Source organism: Actibacterium mucosum KCTC 23349 (assembly GCF_000647975.1).
GTDB lineage: Bacteria > Pseudomonadota > Alphaproteobacteria > Rhodobacterales > Rhodobacteraceae > Actibacterium > Actibacterium mucosum.
Map to the genome: position 1 here is coordinate 1 of NZ_JFKE01000011.1, position 18,201 is coordinate 18,201.

An 18,201-nucleotide genomic window follows, 5' to 3' on the forward strand; every position below is an offset into this window, starting at 1 on the left:
TACACCCCTATCGCACAATAAGCACCTGAACTTCTTGAATTAAAGGGCGTTTGACGTACATACGACCGTATGAGCGACTATATTTTGGACTATACAGAACCAGTGAAAAGCACCGAACACTACTCCCCTACCCTTGTGAAACTGTAGGCAAAGGGGGCAAGTTTTACGTCTGCGTCACGATGCCAGCGGCGTGCCCCCATCGGGTGATCCGGTTTGATTGTCAGTGCATCGTGGGCCTCTGGTCCATTGCGACGATGCCTTCGGGCGCGGGCGGGCAGTAGCCCAATGCGCCAAGCGGCCTGATCGTATTGTAGTGGATGCGCCATTGCTCGATCAGGATCTGTGCCTCTTTTAAGGTATGGAGCAGCTCACCATTGAGAAGCTCATCGCGGAACAATGCGTTGAAAGGTGACGCACAGCGGTTTGCGATGGCTGTAGCGAACCAAACGCGGCGGGAATTGCGAGGGTTGTTAGTGCCAAGAAGCGCCATGTTGACATTTCTTAGATCCTGTTGTTTCTGTAATTACAGAAACAACAGGACGCCGAGATGATTCTAACACCATCCATGCAGAACTTTATCCTTCATTGGGGCGAAATGGGCAGCCGCTGGGGCGTAAACCGGTCTGTTGCACAGATCCATGCGCTGCTGCACATCGCGCCTGACCCAATGACGGCGGACGAGATTTGCGAGACGTTGAACCTTGCACGGTCGAACGTATCGACGGGTCTAAAAGAACTGCAGAGCTGGAAGCTGGTGAAAGCCAGCCGACAGCTGGGCGACCGGCGCGACCACTTCACTTCGATCCGCGACATGTTCGATCTGGTGACGGCTGTGGTCGAAGGGCGCCGTGAAAGAGAATTTCTGCCAACCATCGAAGCCCTGCGCGCGGTGCATGACGAGGCCGAAGCCGATGGCACCCCGGAAAAGGTCAAGGCCCGGATCAAGGAAACGCTGGATGTCATGCAGATGTTCGACACCTGGTACGCCGAGATCTCGCGCCTGTCGCGGCCGATGCACCTGACCCTTCTGAAACTGGGAGGCCGCGTGGCGCGGATTTTGCCGAAGTCGAAGTAAAAATTTTGCGCGGAGATTTCTGAAATGACAGAAATGATGGGAAGAATAAAAATTCACAAGGTCAACGTCGTGGCGTTTATTGGTGCTTTGATCCTTGCACCTGTTTTGGTTGGGGTCATCGGCGCGCCTTACTTGCTAATCCCAACTGGCGCATTGGTCTTTGGGATGAAACCATATCTCATATTTGGCACACCGTTCCTCTTGATCGCGGTCGCACTTGGATTGAACCGCGAGTGGGGGTTTGCCTGCGTTGGGTTTGTTGCAAACCTAGTATTTTTGGCATGTTTTGACATGGTAGTGCCCGAAGGAATTCATCCTCTGTATGCGATATTCAGTTGCCTTTTCGCGGCATTTTGGAGCGCCATATTCTTTGAGCTCTACTGCAGGTTCAGTGGCCAACCCGCTGAAGCCCAGAAGCAATTCGAGGCTGGTAAGGAGTGATCCCATGTACCGGGAAAAGGCACCCAACACGATCCATTGGAAAGATCTGACCGAAGTCACCCCGTGGCAGCGTATCAACGAAATCCTCCTGCCACTGCCGTGGTTGATGCTCAGCTGGTGGCTTTATGCCGGGCCAGCCTGGCCTTTGGGGGCGGCGGCGAGTTTTATGTATTTCCTGTGCGCGCTGCGGCTGAACCACGAGGCGATCCATGGCAATCTGGGCCTGCCCCGGTGGGGCGACAACCTGATCCTCTATGGGCTCAGCGCTTTGATGGGTGGGTCCAACCACACGGTTGCTTACTGCCACATGGTACACCATCGCCATGCCATGGGCCCCGAGGATCACGAGGGCAAATGCGGGCATATGACCTTGGGGCAGGTCATTCTTTACGGCCCACAATTTCCATTGGATCAGTTCCGCGCCGCGTGGGAACAAGGGGGAATACGGTGGCGGCGACGGATCGTGGCGGATTGGGTGTGCATCATTGGCTTCGCGGCGCTGTGCCTGTGGTTAGGATGGCAGTTCCTGATACTGCATGTGGTGGCGATGGTGGTTGCGCAGTGTTTTACCGCGTTGTTTGCCGTTTGGATCACCCACCAAGGCACCGTGACGCATGGGTTGGCCGGGCGAAGCCAGCGCGGCCCGCTGGCACGTTTGGCCTATCTGATGTTCTATCATCGCGAACACCACCTGTTTCCCAATGTCCCGGTACGCCGATTGCCGGAACTGGCTGACCGTTTGGACACCGAAGTGGCTGGCTATGCGGCCAGTCGCATGCCCGTCATTCCTGCACTGGACCGGAATCAGTAGCTGTAGTCGCCATATATCCGCGTCAGGTCACCGCCCCAGTCGCCGTCATAACGTTCCAGCAGCTCGTCAGCGGGCACCTTGCCATCTTCGACACTGTCCTCGAGGGCATGCAGGAAATGACGCTCGTCCGGGACCATGCCGCCAGCGCCGGGGCGGGCGCGGGCGCGCAGGCCGGAACGGGCGATTTCCAACGTTTTGCGGGCCAGGTCATGCATGTTTACATCGCCCACCTGCGCCTGAAGTCCGTCTTTGGAGGCAGCAACCCGCAGCCCCTCGCGGGTTTCATCGTCCCAGTTCTTCACCAGATCCCAAGCCGCATCCAGCGCGCTTTGGTCATAGGTCAGCCCAACCCAGAAGGCCGGCAGCGCACATAACCGCCGCCAGGGGCCACCATCGGCGCCACGCATCTCGATAAACTTCTTCAACCGCGCCTCGGGGAAGATCGTGGTCAGGTGGTCGGCCCAATCGGACATTAACGGTTTTTCACCCGGCAAGGCCGGCAGTTCACCCTTCAGGAAATCGCGAAACGACATGCCCAGCGCGTCGACGTACTTGCCATCGCGATAGACAAAATACATCGGCACATCCAATGCGTAGTCTACCCAGGCTTCAAAACCGAACCCCTCGTCGAACACAAATGGCAGCATGCCAGTCCGGTCCGCGTCTAGATGACGCCAAACCCGGCTGCGCCAGCTTTTGTGCCCGTTTGGCTTACCTTCAAAAAACGGTGAGTTGGCAAAAAGCGCCGTCGCCACGGGCTGCAACGCCAAGGCGACGCGCAGTTTCTGCACCATATCGGCTTCGGATTCGAAATCGAGGTTCACCTGAACCGTGCAGGTCCGCCGCATCATCGTAGTGCCGGTTTCACCCACTTTCTGCATGTAGGCGTCCATCAGCTTGTAGCGGCCTTTGGGCATCAGCGGCATTTGCTCGTGTGACCAAATCGGCGCTGCGCCCAACCCTATGAACCGCACGCCGATCTTGTCGGCGATCTCTTTCACCTCGGTTAGGTGGCTGTTAACCTCGTCGCAGGTCTGGTGAATGGTTTCCAACGGCGCGCCCGACAACTCCACCGCCCCACCTGGTTCCAGGCTGATATTTGCGCCGTCTTTTTCAAGGCCGATCAGATGACCGCCTTCCAGGATCGGGTTCCAACCAAACTTGTCCCGCAAACCTTCCAGCACGGCTTTGATTGACCGCGTGCCTTCGTAGGGCAATGGTTTCAATGTGTCCTTGCAATAGCCAAACTTCTCGTGCTCGGTCCCGATACGCCACGCGTCACGGGGTTTGCACCCACTTTCCAGATAGGCGGCCAGTTGCGCCTGATCCTCGATCAAACCGCCACCGGTTTGGGGAATGGACATGGGTTTAGCCCTCGCTTGCAATGTGTTGCCCCTACAGGTGTAGGGGCGCGGCCCGGATGTCAATGCAACCGGGATCTCTCTTTTTGCCAGATCACGAACAGGGCTTGTTCAGTGCTGCCTGCGGCCTCGGTTGCAGCGGCATAGTTGGCTCCGGGCAACGCCGAAAGCGCGTCAAACAAAGCTTCGATGCCCTTGGCTCCTCCGGGAATGGTCAGCATCGGCTCGCCGTCGCTGTGAAACACCCAAAACAAGTCTGGCTGAAATGGCCCTGCGTTGTTGGTATGAATCTCGACCCGCGCCAAGGTATCGATCGATACCGCACCGCCGCCTTGCGGTGCAAAATAGGTGATCTGGCGCTCATCCACCTCAACAACGCCAAGCCCACCGCCACCTCCGGGAAATCGCATGCGACGCCAGGCTGCAATCGCCAAGCCTACCCCCAGAAGACCGGCGAAGAAGCCCACAACCGGGTAAAACACCCCTCCGAGATTGAATAGCCAAAGCCCAAATACGACGATGGCCACGCCAAGAATGACTTCGCGCCAGCGAACAAGCGCCTCTGTGACTTCGGGCCGGATCAGGGGCATATAGGAACCTTATGGGCGTCGGTGAAAAGGACAAGCGCGTAGGTTCCGTTGCGCGTAAACCCGATGGCGCGGTACGCGGCCGCCGCTTGGTCCGAGGCCGCAAAGAGAACCGCGTGTTTAACGCCTTCGTTTCGCGCGTCTTTCAGATGCAGTGCAACCGCCCGCCGCGCATAGCCACGACCACGAAGCGGTTGCGGGGTAAAAACCGCGCCAATCTGCACAACGTCAGGCAGCGCTGCATTGAACCCGCTCATCGCCACTGGCTGGCCATTGTGAAACAGGACGACATGTTTGCCGCCGGCAATAAAACCCTCCACGTTACGTGTGGCTTCGGCCATCGCCTGATCGGGTTGGGTTCCCAGTATCTCAATACAATAGGCACGGCGCCATTCGGTGGTCAGTTCGCGATGCCGCTCGGTAAGTGTTTCGACATGAAAGCCGTCGGTTTGCGGCATTGTCATCTGATCCAGCGGCAACACAAACCCCGGTTCGTCGGTATTGAGGTTGCAGGGTACGTCCTGCAATGACAGCGCCCCAAGCAGCGCGCGCACCTGCAAAGCTTCGCCGAGGCAACCGATCAGTTTGCGCCCTTGCAATAGAGCCGAGGCCTCTTGCAGCAACTCGGGCGCTTCGTGCGGCATCTGTGGCATCAACATGCCTTCGTTCGTAATGGCCAACATGTTCAGAATACGGCCGTCGACCTTGTGCAGCCACACGCGCATGGCCCGATCCGCTTGCCCGGACAGCCCGAATTGTCGCAAATTTGTGATAGGAAACATCGAGCTTTGGATATGGGCGCTCAGGAAATCGTCCAAGTGTGAAATGTCTTGGTGTGCTGCGGGCTGCCAGATCATCCCCAGTCTCCCAATACCTGCTGCCAAAGGGTCATCGCGGCGACCGCCGCCGTGTCGGCGCGCAAGATGCGCGGCCCCAGACTGACAACATGAGATTGCGGCATAGATTTCAATCGCGCGCGTTCGGCGTCCGAGAACCCGCCTTCGGGCCCAATGAGTATTGCCCAAGGGCCGGTCGCGGCCATCGCAAGGTCGCGCGCTGCTCCGGCCTCGGCCTCGTCACAGAACATCAGCTGCCTGTCCTGGGGCCATTCCGCCAACACCTTATCCAGCCGTGCCATGTCTGCAACTTCGGGGACGAAAGTTCCGCCACATTGTTCTGCTGCTTCAACCGCATGGGATTGCAACCTATCGCGCCGAATCCGTTCCGCATTGGTGAACTTAGTCTGTACGGGACAGATTCGCGCCGCCCCCATTTCGGCCGCTTTTTCAACGATGAAGTCCGTGCGTGCCTTTTTGATCGGCGCAAACAGCAACCAAAGATCGGGTGGGTCCATTTGCGGCTTGGTCTGATCGGCACAAACCAGCCGACCACTGCGTTTTCCGGCCTCGGCCACTTCGGCACGCCATTCGCCTGATTTGCCATCAAATAGCGCAACTTCGCCGCCTTCGTTCATCCGCATCACGCCAAAGAGATAATGCGCCTGCTCCCGCGACAAGGGAACCGATTGCCCCAGACCAAGCGGGTGCTCTACATAAAGCCTGACTTTTGGTGTGACACGTGGATTCATGAGGCGGACAGTATGACCGAGATACCAGAATTGCCAGAGCCAAGCGGGCAGGTATCAGACGCGCAGCGCGGCAACTGGGTGGACAGTTTGGCACCGAAATCCACCCGCCCGTACCTGCGCCTTTCACGCGCGGACCGCCCAATAGGCACCTGGCTGCTTTTGCTGCCCTGTTGGTGGGGGATTTTGTTGGCAGCGGCGTCAACCGGTTGGAAATGGATCGACCTGTGGCTGATTATTGCCTGCGCGGCTGGCGCGTGGCTGATGCGCGGTGCAGGTTGCACATGGAACGACATCTCGGACCGCGACATCGACGCCAAAGTTGAACGCACCCGCTCGCGCCCCCTGCCCTCGGGCCAAGTGACCGTCCGTGGTGCCGTGGTTTGGATGGGTGCCCAGGCAGCCATCGCCTTCTGCATCCTTTTGACGTTCAACACCTTTACGATCTGGCTGGCAATCGCCGCCTTGGTGCCGGTCGCGATCTATCCTTTTGCCAAGCGGTTCACGAATTGGCCGCAGCTTTTTCTTGGCATCGCGTTTAACTGGGGTGCGCTGGTCGGCTGGGCGGCACATACCGGATCGTTGTCTCTTGCCCCGATCCTTCTGTACGCGGGCGGCATTATCTGGACATTGTTCTATGACACGATCTATGCCCACCAAGACTCCGAGGATGATGCCATCGTGGGTGTTAAATCCACGGCTTTGCATTTTGGCGAATCGTCCCCCCTGTGGCTTCGCGGTTTCATGATGGTCGCTGTGCTATTGATTGCGGGGGCCTGCCTTGGCGCGCTGCGAGGCAATGGCAGCTTGCTGTCACTGGTATTTGGCCTTGCAGGTGCCTGGGCGATGGGGTGGCATCTGACGTGGCAATTGGCGCGGTTGGATATCAACGACCCCGAGAACTGCAAACAAGTGTTTCGCGCGAACCGCGATACGGGCCTGATCTTCACGCTGTTTCTTGCCGCTGCCGTACTGGCATGATTGCGCATGACCGCAGGTGGCGCTAAGCAAGGTCGCACAAGACCTGAAGTTGCTGGCCCATCCTGATGCGAATTTCGATCTATCTGCTTGCTTTTGCCGCTTTCCTCGCTGCTGCGGGTCTTTCCTTCCTTTCTGCCAACCTTGCAGCGGACGCCGTGGAAAACCGCGCCTCGGCTGAGGTGCGTGCCGTGCTTTCAAAAGAAGGGATTACTTGGGCCCAAGTCGACACTGACGGGCTTCGCGCCGAAATTCGGGGCGAGGCACCTAATGAAGCGATGCGGTTTCGTGCGCTTTCGCTGACTGGCACTGTTGTTGATGCTTCTCGCGTCATCGACCTGATGACGGTCACTCCGGCTTCGCCGGTACAACCTCCGGAATTCTCAATCGAGTTGTTGCGCAACGCCGAGGGCATTTCGATGATCGGGCTGATCCCCACGGGGCCAAGCCGCGAAACCCTGACCAGTGCCGCAAACGACATCGCCGGACAGACGAAAGTGACGGATATGCTGGACGGTGCCAGCCATTCACCCCCCGATACCTGGCCCGCTGCGATGAAATTCGCAATCGACGCCTTGGAGCTGCTACCCAGATCAAAGATTTCCGCGCGACCTGACCGTGTGGTTGTGAACGCTGTTTCCGGGTCCGTCGAAGAAAAGGCCGAACTTGAAAAGACACTAAACAAGTTGACGCCCCAAGGGCTGAGGGTGGTCCTGAATATCACGTCACCGCGCCCGGTGATTGCACCCTTTACGCTTCGATTTGTGCTGGATGACCAAGGCGCACGTTTTGATGCGTGCTCGACCCATACGGCCTCGGGTCGAGCGCGTATTCTCAATGCTGCCGCGGCCGCGGGAATGAAATCAGAAGCAACCTGTATCATCGGCCTTGGTGTGCCATCCCCAGATTGGCCGGACGCCGTAGTTGCAAGCATCGGGGCGCTTTCGAAACTGGGTGGGGGCACCCTGACCTTCTCGGACGCGGATGTGTCCGTCATCGCAGCGCGGGGCACACCAGAAGAACTGTTTGATCGTGTCAAGGGGGAACTGGAAGCCGCCCTGCCCGATATCTTCACACTGCATGCCGCGCTGCCACCACCCGAAACAGACGTCGCACCCAATGCGACCGGCCCGTCAAGATTCATCGCAACGCGTGCGCAAGATGGCAAAGTACAGTTGCGGGGCCGCGTTCATGGCGATCTAGAGAGGGACGCCGCCAACAGCTATGCCGTTGCCCTCTTTGGTATGAGCAATGTTCAAGCCGCAATGATCACCGACGAAACTCTGCCGCGTGCATGGTCAACCCGCGTTCTGGCTGCGCTGCAGGCATTGGCCGATTTGCGGGAAGGCAGGGTCGTGGTTCAGGCTGACCTGGTTGAACTGTCCGGTGTTACGGAACGTTTGGGCGCCAAGGCGGACATTGCGCGGCTGTTCGGCGAGAAGCTGGGCGAAGCTCAAAACTTCAAGATCGACGTTACCTATGTGCCACCGCCAGAACCAGAGGCCGAACCAGAGGTCAACGCCACGGAATGCTTGGAACAACTGAATTTGGTACAAGTGGACAAGAAAATCACTTTTGCGCCGGGTTCCGCCAACTTTGAGCCGGGCTCATTGAAAATCATTGATGCCATTGCCGAGGTTCTGCGCGAATGTACCGATATTGCGGTAGAGATCGGTGGCCACACCGACAGCCAGGGTCGTGAAGAAATGAACGCCCAACTTTCGCAGCAGCGCGCAGATGCCGTGATGATGGCCCTGGTGTCCCGCAGAGTTCTAACCCGCAATTTGACCGCACACGGGTACGGCGAAGCGCAACCGGTCGCAGACAACGGAACCGAAGAAGGGCGAGAAGCCAACCGCCGGATCGAGTTCCTACTCGTAACACCGGACACAGGCGACGCTGAGAAAACCGAAAACCAAACCAAAGAAACAGAGACGCAGGCCGAAGATGAACAGAACTGAGTTTATTCTGACCACAACCTTGGTGTTGTTCGTTGCCTTTCTTCTGGGTTGGTTCGCTTCGTGGCTGATCCACCGCATCGCGCGGGTGACGCAATCGGATATGGATGAGTTGGACAAAATGGCCAAAGAACTGCACGAGGCCGAAGAAACGCGAGATCAGGCGATAACTTATCTTCAACAGCGCGAGGCAGAGCTTACCAATCAGCTTACCCAGACCGAAGCCGAACTGCGCGCCGCGATGGATGGCCTTCGCGAAGCGCGACACGAGGCTGAAGAACTGCGCGCCCATATTGAACGGATCAACGCCGGCTGAGTGTTAGACCGATTGGTGCCCAAACTTTGTTCCGACATTCCGGTGATTACGACACTTCGAAGGTGGCCCTCAGCACTACGTGCCGCCGACTAATGCAAGTCCAGCCGAAATTTCAGGAAACTTTCGCCACCATAGTCAACCGAACCAACCGGCTGTGCACCTAACCTATGCAGACCCCTTAGGTGCGGGCGCGAAGGGGGCAACAAGAAAGTCACAAACGGAATTCGCGGATCCAACCGCGCAAATTCGAGTGCTTTTCGCGCAATGCGAAGCCCAATACCGAAGGCGTCAGGGCGCAGAACGAGGCCAAAATCCCATTCGTCCCCTTCCTTTTGAAAACCACCCCAGCCCACATAATTGTCGTCTGACACGAACGCCCAGTGGCCCAACCCGTCGCGGGTCCAGCAAGCCTCTTTTGCTGCCACGAAGTCCGCAGCCGTCTGTGCGTCCCACTCAAAAGTCAGCAACGGCATATGCTCTGCCACGCGCGGGTCAGACATATGGGCAACGATTTCGGACAGAGGCACTTGCGGCAGACGTATAAACTCAAGGGTCATGGTTTACCATCGGCTCAGGGCGTATTCATCTTCGGACTTGCTGGCAACCCATTCCTCGCCTTCCCCGGTGCGTTCCTTTTTCCAGAACGGTGCGCGTGATTTGAGGAAATCCATAAGGAACTCTGCCGCTTCAAACGCGTCTTTGCGGTGTGGGCTGGCGGTGGCAACCATCATGATCATGTCTCCCGGGCGCAATATGCCATGACGGTGGATAATCAGAACATCGCGCAGATCCCACCGGGTGCGGGCATCGGCCTCAATCCCGGACAATGCGCGCTCGGTCATACCTGGGTAGTGCTCGATCATCATTTCGTGCAACGGACTTTGCACCAAATCACGGACAATTCCGGTGAAGGTCACCACAGCGCCCGCATCTGTCCGACCCGTGGCGAAGGCCTGCGCCTCGGCGCCGAAATCAAACGGGTTCTCCTGAACGCGAACCGTCACGGCTTAACCTCCGGTCATAGGAGGAAAAAACGCAACTTCACGCACGCCTTCCAACGGGGCATTGAAATCCGTTAGTTCCTGATCCAGCGCAACGCGCAATGCGGCAAGGTCTTCAAACGCAGCGGCATAGCGATCTTCGCGGCTGCGAAGCTCGTCCACCAAATCCGCAACTGTTGCGGCCGAGGTCTGGACCTGCTCTTTCGGAATGCCGATCCGTTCACGTACCCAGGCAAAATACAACACGTCGATCATTTCGGCTCCTCCCGCAGATAAGGCAGTGACTTTGCAAAATAGTCCCAGCCAGTGACAAAGGTCAGGATTGCGGCCAGCCAAAGCAAGGCAATGCCACCATAGAAGCTGGCAATCATCGCGCGATAATTCCACACAAGACCTGCCTCGTCAGCCAGGTTGCCCTTTAGAATTTCTGCGACCATGGTCGCATCCATGCCGAAACTGTTCATGCCAAAGTAATGCTCGAACAGGCCGCGAGCCAGCAGAACCGCAATTGCCACCATCTGGACCGTGGTTTTCCATTTTGCCAGCTTCGTAACGGCCAGCTTGCCGGCGTCTGCCCCCAGAAATTCTCGCAGGCCCGAGACAAACACTTCCCGCAACAAAATGATCGCGCCGGGCACCAGCACCCATAAGTTTAACCCGTAGAGCGCGCCGATCACCATCAAAGCGATCACCACCATTGCCTTGTCAGCAATAGGATCCAACATTGTGCCGAACTTGGACTGTTGGTTCATTTTGCGGGCCAGATAGCCGTCAACGTAGTCCGTCAACGATGCCCCCACAAAGAGGCCCAGCCCGACGACATCGGCGTAAGGTGGCGGCAACAGCACAAAGGTCAACGCAAGAAAAGGCGCAGCAAGCAGGCGCAAAACGGTCAAAATATTCGGTATGGTCCAGATCATGCCCGCCTGCATAGCCTGTTAGCCACGCTCATGGAAGAAGCCATAGATGGTTTCGGCAAGGGTGTCTGAAATGCCGTCCACCGCTTTGAGATCTGATAAGTTGGCACGACTGACGGCCTTCGCGCTTCCGAAATGCGAAAGCAATGCGCGTTTTCGGGTGGCACCGACACCGGGCACCTCGTCCAGCGGTGTCGCGCCCACTGCCTTGGCCCGTTTGGCGCGATGGGTGCCGATAGCAAACCGGTGCGCCTCGTCCCGAAGACGTTGAATGAAATAGAGGACCGGGTCATTATGGCGCAAGGCGAAGGGTTTCTCGCCAATGCGATAAAATTCCTCTTTCCCGGCGTCCCGATCGACACCTTTCGCCACACCGACCATGGGGATGTCCTCTACACCCAGCTCTGCCATAATCTCGGCGACGGCGCTGACCTGCCCTGCGCCGCCGTCGATCAGCAGCAGTGAGGGCCAAGTGTCGCCTTGCCGGTCGGGATCTTCCTTCAAAAGGCGTTTGAACCGGCGGGTCAGCACCTCTTTCATCATGCCAAAATCGTCGCCCGGGGTCAGGTCGGTGCCCTTGATGTTGAATTTGCGGTACTGGCTTTTCACGAACCCCTCCGGGCCGGCCACGATCATTGCGCCCACCGCATGTGCACCCTGAATATGGCTGTTGTCATAGACCTCGATCCGCTGCGGTGCACTGTCCATATCAAACGCTTCGGCGATGCCCGTCAGCAATTTGCCTTGTGTGGCGGTCTCCGACATACGACGCGCCAGGCTTTCGCGTGCGTTCCGCGCCGCACCCGCCACAAGCTCGGCCTTTTCGCCACGTTGTGGGACCGAGATTTCAACGCGCCGCCCGGCTTTTTCGGTCAAGGCTTGTGACAGAAGCTCCGGTTCTTCGACGCCATGGCTCAGCAGGATCAGCCGCGGGCATTCCTTGTTGTCATAGAACTGCCCGACGAAGGCTTGCAGCACCTCGGCCGCATCCGCCCCTGCCCCGGTGCGGGGGTAATAGTCGCGGTTTCCCCAGTTCTGATTGGCGCGAATGAAAAAGACCTGCACGCAAGCCTGCCCACCATCCATGTGCAGGGCAATCACATCGGCCTCGGCCACGCTTCGCGGGTTTATGCCCTGTGCTGATTGTACCTGTGTCAGCGCCCGAATCCGGTCACGAATTGCTGCGGCGCGTTCGAACTCCATCGCGTCCGAGGCTTCCTGCATCTGCGAGGCCAGTTGCGCCTGCATTTGGGTACTTTTGCCTTGCAAAAAGCGCTCGGCATCTTTGACAAGGTCGCCATAGTCGCTTTCCGATATCCGACCAACACAGGGCGCGGCGCAGCGTTTGATCTGGAACAACAAACACGGCCGGGTGCGGCTTTCAAAGGTACTGTCGGAACAATTGCGCAGCAGGAACACCTTTTGCAGCTGGTTCAACGTGCGGTTCACCGCACCGGCGCTGGCAAAGGGGCCGTAATAGCCCCCCTGTTCCTTCTTAGCGCCGCGATGCTTCTTGATCTGAGGAAAGCTGTGCTCGCGGCTGACAAGGATATTCGGAAAACTCTTGTCGTCACGCAAAAGCACATTGTAGCGCGGTTTGAGTTGCTTGATCAGGTTCTGTTCCAGCAGCAGTGCTTCGGTCTCGGTCCGCGTGGTCAGGAACATCATGGACGCGGTTTCGCTGATCATCCGGGCAATTCGCCCGGTGTGCCCATGAGGGTTCGCATAATTTGACACACGTTTCCGCAGACTGCGCGCCTTGCCGACGTAAAGAACACGGCTTTCGCTATCCAGCATCCGGTAAACGCCGGGCGAATTGTCCAGCGTAGAAAGATACGAATGGATAAGAGCGTGACCGCTTAGAGGTTCTGAACTTTGATCAGACATGGAATGCCACTATGCGAATCCTTGCCCGGCGACTGCAACGAGAAATCCGGCAAGGCAAGATAAAACATTTCCACCAATTGTGTGGATAACTCTGCGCATAACTAATCGTGAGCAAGGATTTTTCATTGTTTTCGGTGGGTTTCGTTAATTTGCCCATTTTTTAGGCAACAACTCAAGTAGTTGAAATTGCAGTGAAATTTTTTTGACCTCGGCAAAGTCTTGATTTCACTAGCAAATTTGTAACCCTTTCGTGACGAATTTGTTAAAGGTGGAAAACCTGCCCCTTTGTCCCACAAATCCGGCTATTCGACACCGATGACATCTGGCGTTTCCCAGCCCAGATGCTGCCCACCGTCAACGCATATCAATTGGCCCGTAACCGCGCGTGCGGAAAGCAGATAGACCAAGCTCGCCGCAATGTCTGACGGGTCCGATCCACGGCCAAGAACAGTGTTTTTTCGTTGCGCATCAAAATGCTGCTTACTTTGCCGCCCGCCCTTCAAAGTGGGGCCCGGTCCGATTGCATTCACTCGGACAGCTGGCGCCAAAGCCCGGGCCGCGGTTTGCGTGAAAGCCCACAACCCCATCTTGGAGATCGTGTAAGTCATGAATTCAGGCGTCAGCTTTTGAACCCGTTGATCGACAATGTTCACGATCAAGCCGGTGGCCAGTGGCTCGCCGTCCTCCGTCTTGTCGGCGCGCAAATTCTGGGCTGCAAACGCCTGGCTTAACAGGAACGGGGCACGCAGATTTGACCCGATATGTCGATCCCATGTTTCTGCCGTTGCCGTTTCAAGCGTATCGTATTCGAAGATCGACGCGTTGTTGATTAACACGGTGATCGGGGCACCCAAGGCCTCAACCGCGCGCGGAAGTAACGCGGCGCTCTGCGTGTCATCCAGAAGGTCAGCCTGCAGGGTGACAGCCTTGCGGCCCATTGCGGTGATCTCGGTCGCGGCTTCGTCTGCGCCGGTTGACGAGCTGTTATAGTGCAAGGCCACATCATAGCCCTGCTCTGCAAGGCATAGGGCCAACTCTCGCCCGATCCGTTTGCCTGCGCCTGTAACTAGTGCAGCGGTCATGCAGCGCCCCCTTTAAGCCCCGGTGAAAAGCACCACAAAGACATAGGTCACATAAAGCGTTGTCAAGATCGTTCCCCAGCCGCGGCGCATCGGCCAGCCTTTGAATACAAACGGCACCAAGACCAATGAGGCTGCCAACATCACCCAAAGGTCCATCATCATCATGCCCGGTGGTACGGGAATGGGGCCAACCAACGTTGCCACACCCATGATGGCCAGCAAGTTGAACATGTTGGACCCGATCACATTGCCCAGCGCCACATCAGATTGGCGTCGGATGGCAGCCATGACCGTTGTGGCCAGTTCAGGCAAGGACGTGCCCACCGCCACCAGTGTCAGGCCAATAACCGTTTCGCTCACCCCGATGGACCGCGCAATGTTCACAGAACTGTCGACAAGGAACTCCGCACCCATGGGCAGGCCGATCAGACCAAGAACCATGTAGACCGCGATTTTCCATCCTTCCATCTCGGCATCTGCGCCCTCGATGTCTTCGTCATCCTCTTCGATCCCAGCCCGCTGATGCGCGCGGGCCGCCATGAAGGCGTCGCCCAGAACGAGAGAAAGTACAATCAGCAGAATGATCCCGTGCCACCACACCAACATGCCGGTCAGACACATTGCAATAAACAGAACCGTTGCAGCCAACATCATCAGATAGGTGCGTCGGGTGTCGCAGGTTTCGGTGTCTAATCCTGAAATCAACGCCGGAACGCCCAGTACAAGCAAAACGTTGGCGGTGTTTGATCCGACTACGTTCCCCAACGCAATGCCGGGCGCCTGCTCTAACACCGCGCTCACCGCGATCAGCAATTCCGGCGCGGACGTGCCAAAGGCCACGATAGTCAACGAAACGATAAGCGCGGGAACACCCAACCGAAGGCTGAGATTTACAGCGCCCCGCACAAGGCTATCGCCAGCCAGCAACAGGATCACCAGACCCAATAGCGCAAAAAACAGGTCGGTGAGCATCAGGTGTCGTCCTTACCGCAAGAACACTTGTCCTTGCCCAACATTAGTCGCCCACACTTGGCGCATCTTTTCGTAAGCAACTTTTGCCCGGGCAGGCGCAGCTTGCCGAACATGGCCAGCACCCCCATCCCCGCAAGGAACAAAAAGACCGCTTTGACTATCACGTTACAGGCCGTACCGCGCCCAAAGGGCCCGTTCCTCAACCGATCCAACGACGTCACCAATGATCCGGGCGCCAAATCGGCTCAGCATGCCACGCCGCGGTCCGTGCATGGAAAACCGCACCTTGTCACCAAAGACCTCTTTCATCTTGGGCACCAAATGCCCCACACCATCGACCAAACCGGGTTCAATACCCTTTTCGCCGACCCAGATGTTTCCGGTGAACAAATCCGCTTCGTCCAACAGTTTCGCGCCACGCCGCGTCTTCACATGATCGATAAACCCGGCATGGATAGTTTCCTGGAGGTCTTTCAGCCGCACCAGGTCTTCGGGCTTCTCAGGCTGGAACGGGTCAAGCAGGCTTTTGGACTCGCCAGCCGTATGCACCCGCCGCTCGATCCCGTGACGTGCGATGAACTCGTGAAACCCAAATCCCGCCGAGATGACGCCGATCGAACCCACAACAGAGTGCACATCCACCCAAATTTCATCAGCTGCGGTTGCAAGGTAATAGCCACCAGAAGCCGCAACATCCTCGACAAAGGCATAAACCTTGACGTCTTTCTCGTCGGCCAATCTGCGGATTCGAGAGGCGATCAAAGAGCTTTGCGCTGGAGAGCCACCAGGTGAGTTAATCACCAACGCAACAGCAGACGGTTTTCCCTTTCGGAAGGCACGCTCAATCACCGGTGCCAGTACGACGTCAGACAACGCTCGCCCCGGCGAACCGGACGCGGCAATCACGCCTGCAAGGCGGATTACGGCCACATGTGGGCGTGGCTTTCGAAAGGGGATCAAATGTCGCATGGATTGCATTTAGAGTGCCCGAGGTTCCGAGACAAGGCAGCGGCCAAGTTCAATTCCCTCCGGCCCATTATTAATAATAATTCCCGTGGCCAATTAGCACCACAAGATGCAACCCAAAGGCGTCGTCATCAGTTGGAAAAGGGAACAAAACCAAGTTTTTCCTCCTGCTTCATGTCCAGTTCTGATGAAAAAAATTCAAAATCTTTCGCGCTTAATTCTTCGGGCGGTGGCGACGACAAAGGAACAGGCCGCCTTAACTGCCCCATTTTACGTGGCGTCGTTTCGACCTCCAGATCGCGGGGGATCAGTTCAAAACACTCTGCGATACGGCCAATCGACTGCTCGGGGTCCGAGGTAAGCAGATCCATACGCAAAAAAACGACGTTCGCAGCGCGTGACGACATGCTGAGGAAACCGGCCATCTTGTCATTCCGCAGCCGCAGAAGATTGTCGTAGGGCAAACCTGTAATAGGATGGCGGTCCCATTGCAGAACCTTTTCGGCCAGCTCAGAATCGTCTTCCAGGTGAAAGGCTCGGGGTGGTGAGATCTGGGCGTCCCAGCGGGTGCGTATGAAGGACGAAAAATCCTTTGTCATAAGCCGGTACCGCGCATGCCACGGTTTGACATACATGCTTTTGGCCCAGCCCACCGGGTCCCGCAGCATGACGACAAACAAGGTGTCATCCGCAAAAGCCGGCTTGGTTGGAAACCCGTGTTTCCACCCATAATCCTCCCAGGTGGCCGCCTTAAGCGGAAGGTTCACGTTAACGCAATGGGCCGCAAAGTTTGTGCCGCTGCACCTCTCGCCAATGACAGCAAAGCGCTTCAGCGGCGTATCGGTCCCGCGCTGCATATGGATGCGATCTGACAGCAGCCCTTTCATACGTCGCCGATACCTAAACCAAACTTTGCGGCCCGAGCCAATACAGCGCGTGCTTGGGTCAAATGCGGAATATCCAGCATCTGCCCGTCCAGCCCAACCGTCCCTGTCCCCGGGTTTGCATCAAAGGCGGCAACCACGCGTTGCGCATGGGTGATCGCATCTTTGCTCGGTACGAAGGCGTCGTTGATTGGGCCAACCTGCGCCGGATGAATTGCCAAGCGGGCCGTAAACCCCTCGGTCGCTGCCGCCTGGCTGTCGGCGCGCAATCCGTCTGTGTCGCGGAAGTTGGCGTAAAGCGTTTCGACCGGTTCCACGCCCGCCGCGCGCGCCGCCATCAGGCACATCGAACGAACCATGCGGTAGGTAAAGGCCCAATTGCCGTCGGCATCGCGATTGGTCGCGGCTCCCAGCGCCGTCGACAGATCTTCTGCCCCCCAAGTCAGGCCCCACAATCGCGGCAGGTCGGCATCGGCATAGTCGCCCAACCGAAATGGTGCAGCCGCCGTTTCTGTGGCGACTGGCAAAATACGAATTGCACCCTCTGGATCATACGCGTCCAGCATCTTGGACAACTTTGCGACATCTTCCGGCCCCACGGCCTTGGGTAAAACGATGCCAGATGGAAGGGGGCCTTGCAGAATCGTCTGCAGGTCGCCCTCGGCCATGCCACTGTCCAGAGGGTTCACACGCACCCAAATCTGGCAAGTGGGGTCAGGGGTCTCGACCAGAAACCGGGCCACTTCGGCCCGTGCTGCGGGTTTATGTTCGGGCGCAACTGCGTCCTCAAGGTCAAAGATTACCGCATCCGTGCCCGAGGCAACGGCCTTGGTCATCTTGTCCGGGCTGTCGGCCGGCACAAACAGGAAAGACCGCAAGGCGCTCATACAGGTTTCTTCCGTTGCAAACCCGAACGCTTGCACACCGCCACCAGCTCGTCCTTTTGGTTGAACGCGCGATGCTCAAAGGTAACGATCCCCTGATCGGGGCGCGACCTGCTTTCACGCAGGGCGATCACCTCGGTCTCGACCCGCAACGTGTCGCCGTGAAACACCGGCTTCGGGAACCGCACCTCGTCCCAGCCCAGATTGGCCACGGCTGTGCCCAGCGTCGTCTCTGCCACCGAGATGCCCACCATCAGCGAAAGGGTGAAGCACGAGTTTACAATACGGGTGCCGAACTCGGTATGTTCGCGACAGTATTCCTCGTCCAAATGCAGTTGGGCGGGGTTGTGAGTCATTGTGGTGAACAAGACATTGTCGGTCTCGGTCACTGTGCGGCGGATCGGGTGGTCGAACGTGTCGCCCACTTGCAATTCATCAAACCACTTGCCTGCCACGTTATGCCCTCCCCCGAGTGTTGCGCCCTGTTTTGCAAACC

The 18,201-nt window shown here is 57.5% G+C and carries 21 protein-coding genes and 1 pseudogene; 6 read left to right on the plus strand and 16 right to left on the minus strand.

Features of this window, described 5'->3' with window-relative positions; all coding sequences use genetic code 11:
* Positions 1-220 precede the first annotated feature (220 nt).
* Positions 221-424 (minus strand): annotated as a pseudogene (locus ACMU_RS17540) (integrase core domain-containing protein); the annotation flags it as partial.
* Positions 425-547: 123 nt separating this feature from the next.
* Between ACMU_RS17540 and ACMU_RS17545 the strand changes: the two are divergent.
* From ACMU_RS17545 to ACMU_RS17555, 3 genes are read left to right on the plus strand one after another with little or no spacing between them, the layout of a single operon-like run.
* Positions 548-1,075: a GbsR/MarR family transcriptional regulator gene (locus ACMU_RS17545; protein WP_035262417.1), complete on the plus strand. Its 528-nt coding sequence runs from the start codon at positions 548-550 to the stop codon at positions 1,073-1,075.
* Positions 1,076-1,099: 24 nt separating this feature from the next.
* Positions 1,100-1,516 carry a hypothetical protein gene (locus ACMU_RS17550; RefSeq protein WP_035262420.1) on the plus strand — a complete coding sequence of 139 codons (417 nt, stop codon included), beginning with the start codon at positions 1,100-1,102 and terminating at the stop codon, positions 1,514-1,516.
* 4 nt (positions 1,517-1,520) lie between these two features.
* A complete protein-coding gene (locus ACMU_RS17555) occupies positions 1,521-2,327 on the plus strand; it encodes a fatty acid desaturase family protein (protein ID WP_035262424.1) in 807 nt (268 codons plus the stop codon).
* Here the strand turns inward: ACMU_RS17555 and ACMU_RS17560 are convergent.
* From ACMU_RS17560 to ACMU_RS17575, 4 genes are all read right to left on the minus strand, one after another.
* Complete coding sequence (locus ACMU_RS17560) at positions 2,321-3,691, minus strand: glutamate--cysteine ligase (protein ID WP_035262427.1); 1,371 nt, start codon at positions 3,689-3,691, stop codon at positions 2,321-2,323. The two genes, ACMU_RS17555 and ACMU_RS17560, sit on opposite strands and share 7 nt — an antisense overlap.
* Positions 3,692-3,750: 59 nt before the next feature.
* Complete coding sequence (locus tag ACMU_RS17565; RefSeq protein WP_051588432.1) at positions 3,751-4,278, minus strand: hypothetical protein; 528 nt, start codon at positions 4,276-4,278, stop codon at positions 3,751-3,753.
* Entirely contained in the window at positions 4,269-5,057 is a 789-nt protein-coding gene (locus ACMU_RS17570) for a GNAT family N-acetyltransferase (protein ID WP_161635705.1), read from the minus strand. Before ACMU_RS17570 ends, ACMU_RS17565 begins: the two co-directional genes overlap by 10 nt.
* A gap of 71 nt (positions 5,058-5,128) precedes the next feature.
* Complete coding sequence (locus ACMU_RS17575; protein WP_035262434.1) at positions 5,129-5,863, minus strand: 16S rRNA (uracil(1498)-N(3))-methyltransferase; 735 nt, start codon at positions 5,861-5,863, stop codon at positions 5,129-5,131.
* A gap of 12 nt (positions 5,864-5,875) precedes the next feature.
* Between ACMU_RS17575 and ubiA the strand changes: the two genes are divergently transcribed.
* The 3 genes from ubiA to ACMU_RS17590 all read left to right on the plus strand — a co-directional run bounded on the left by ubiA (position 5,876) and on the right by ACMU_RS17590 (position 9,112).
* Positions 5,876-6,841, plus strand: coding sequence for a 4-hydroxybenzoate octaprenyltransferase (gene ubiA, locus ACMU_RS17580; RefSeq protein WP_035262436.1), 966 nt, complete (start codon positions 5,876-5,878; stop codon positions 6,839-6,841).
* A gap of 65 nt (positions 6,842-6,906) precedes the next feature.
* Positions 6,907-8,799, plus strand: coding sequence for an OmpA family protein (locus ACMU_RS17585; RefSeq protein ID WP_035262439.1), 1,893 nt, complete (start codon positions 6,907-6,909; stop codon positions 8,797-8,799).
* Positions 8,786-9,112: a hypothetical protein gene (locus ACMU_RS17590; protein WP_035262442.1), complete on the plus strand. Its 327-nt coding sequence runs from the start codon at positions 8,786-8,788 to the stop codon at positions 9,110-9,112. Before ACMU_RS17585 ends, ACMU_RS17590 begins: the two co-directional genes overlap by 14 nt.
* Positions 9,113-9,201: 89 nt before the next feature.
* Here the strand turns inward: ACMU_RS17590 and ACMU_RS17595 are convergent, their stop codons facing one another.
* The 11 genes from ACMU_RS17595 to ACMU_RS17650 form a co-directional block, all read right to left on the minus strand.
* A complete protein-coding gene (locus tag ACMU_RS17595) occupies positions 9,202-9,669 on the minus strand; it encodes a GNAT family N-acetyltransferase (protein ID WP_035262445.1) in 468 nt (155 codons plus the stop codon).
* Positions 9,670-9,672: 3 nt separating this feature from the next.
* Positions 9,673-10,116, minus strand: coding sequence for a molybdenum cofactor biosynthesis protein MoaE (locus ACMU_RS17600; RefSeq protein WP_035262448.1), 444 nt, complete (start codon positions 10,114-10,116; stop codon positions 9,673-9,675).
* A 3-nt stretch (positions 10,117-10,119) separates the two neighbouring features.
* On the minus strand, positions 10,120-10,368 hold the full coding sequence (gene moaD / locus ACMU_RS17605; protein WP_152544675.1) for a molybdopterin converting factor subunit 1: 249 nt from the start codon (positions 10,366-10,368) through the stop codon (positions 10,120-10,122).
* Positions 10,365-11,033, minus strand: a complete 669-nt coding sequence (gene pgsA / locus ACMU_RS17610; protein WP_035262679.1) for a CDP-diacylglycerol--glycerol-3-phosphate 3-phosphatidyltransferase — start codon at positions 11,031-11,033, stop codon at positions 10,365-10,367. The genes moaD and pgsA overlap by 4 nt, the downstream gene beginning before the upstream one ends.
* Positions 11,034-11,051: 18 nt before the next feature.
* Entirely contained in the window at positions 11,052-12,917 is a 1,866-nt protein-coding gene (gene uvrC, locus ACMU_RS17615; protein WP_035262450.1) for an excinuclease ABC subunit UvrC, read from the minus strand.
* A gap of 302 nt (positions 12,918-13,219) precedes the next feature.
* Positions 13,220-13,999 carry an SDR family oxidoreductase gene (locus tag ACMU_RS17620; protein WP_035262454.1) on the minus strand — a complete coding sequence of 260 codons (780 nt, stop codon included), beginning with the start codon at positions 13,997-13,999 and terminating at the stop codon, positions 13,220-13,222.
* Positions 14,000-14,011: 12 nt separating this feature from the next.
* Positions 14,012-14,971: a calcium/sodium antiporter gene (locus ACMU_RS17625; RefSeq protein ID WP_035262458.1), complete on the minus strand. Its 960-nt coding sequence runs from the start codon at positions 14,969-14,971 to the stop codon at positions 14,012-14,014.
* 165 nt (positions 14,972-15,136) lie between these two features.
* A complete protein-coding gene (locus tag ACMU_RS17635; protein WP_035262681.1) occupies positions 15,137-15,940 on the minus strand; it encodes a S49 family peptidase in 804 nt (267 codons plus the stop codon).
* A 128-nt stretch (positions 15,941-16,068) separates the two neighbouring features.
* Positions 16,069-16,824 (minus strand): hypothetical protein, encoded by a 756-nt coding sequence (locus tag ACMU_RS17640; RefSeq protein WP_035262465.1) that lies wholly within the window; start codon positions 16,822-16,824, stop codon positions 16,069-16,071.
* Positions 16,821-17,708, minus strand: coding sequence for an HpcH/HpaI aldolase/citrate lyase family protein (locus tag ACMU_RS17645; RefSeq protein WP_035262470.1), 888 nt, complete (start codon positions 17,706-17,708; stop codon positions 16,821-16,823). The genes ACMU_RS17640 and ACMU_RS17645 overlap by 4 nt, the downstream gene beginning before the upstream one ends.
* Complete coding sequence (locus ACMU_RS17650; protein WP_035262474.1) at positions 17,705-18,160, minus strand: MaoC family dehydratase; 456 nt, start codon at positions 18,158-18,160, stop codon at positions 17,705-17,707. The genes ACMU_RS17645 and ACMU_RS17650 overlap by 4 nt, the downstream gene beginning before the upstream one ends.
* Between the last annotated feature and the right edge of the window lie 41 nt (positions 18,161-18,201).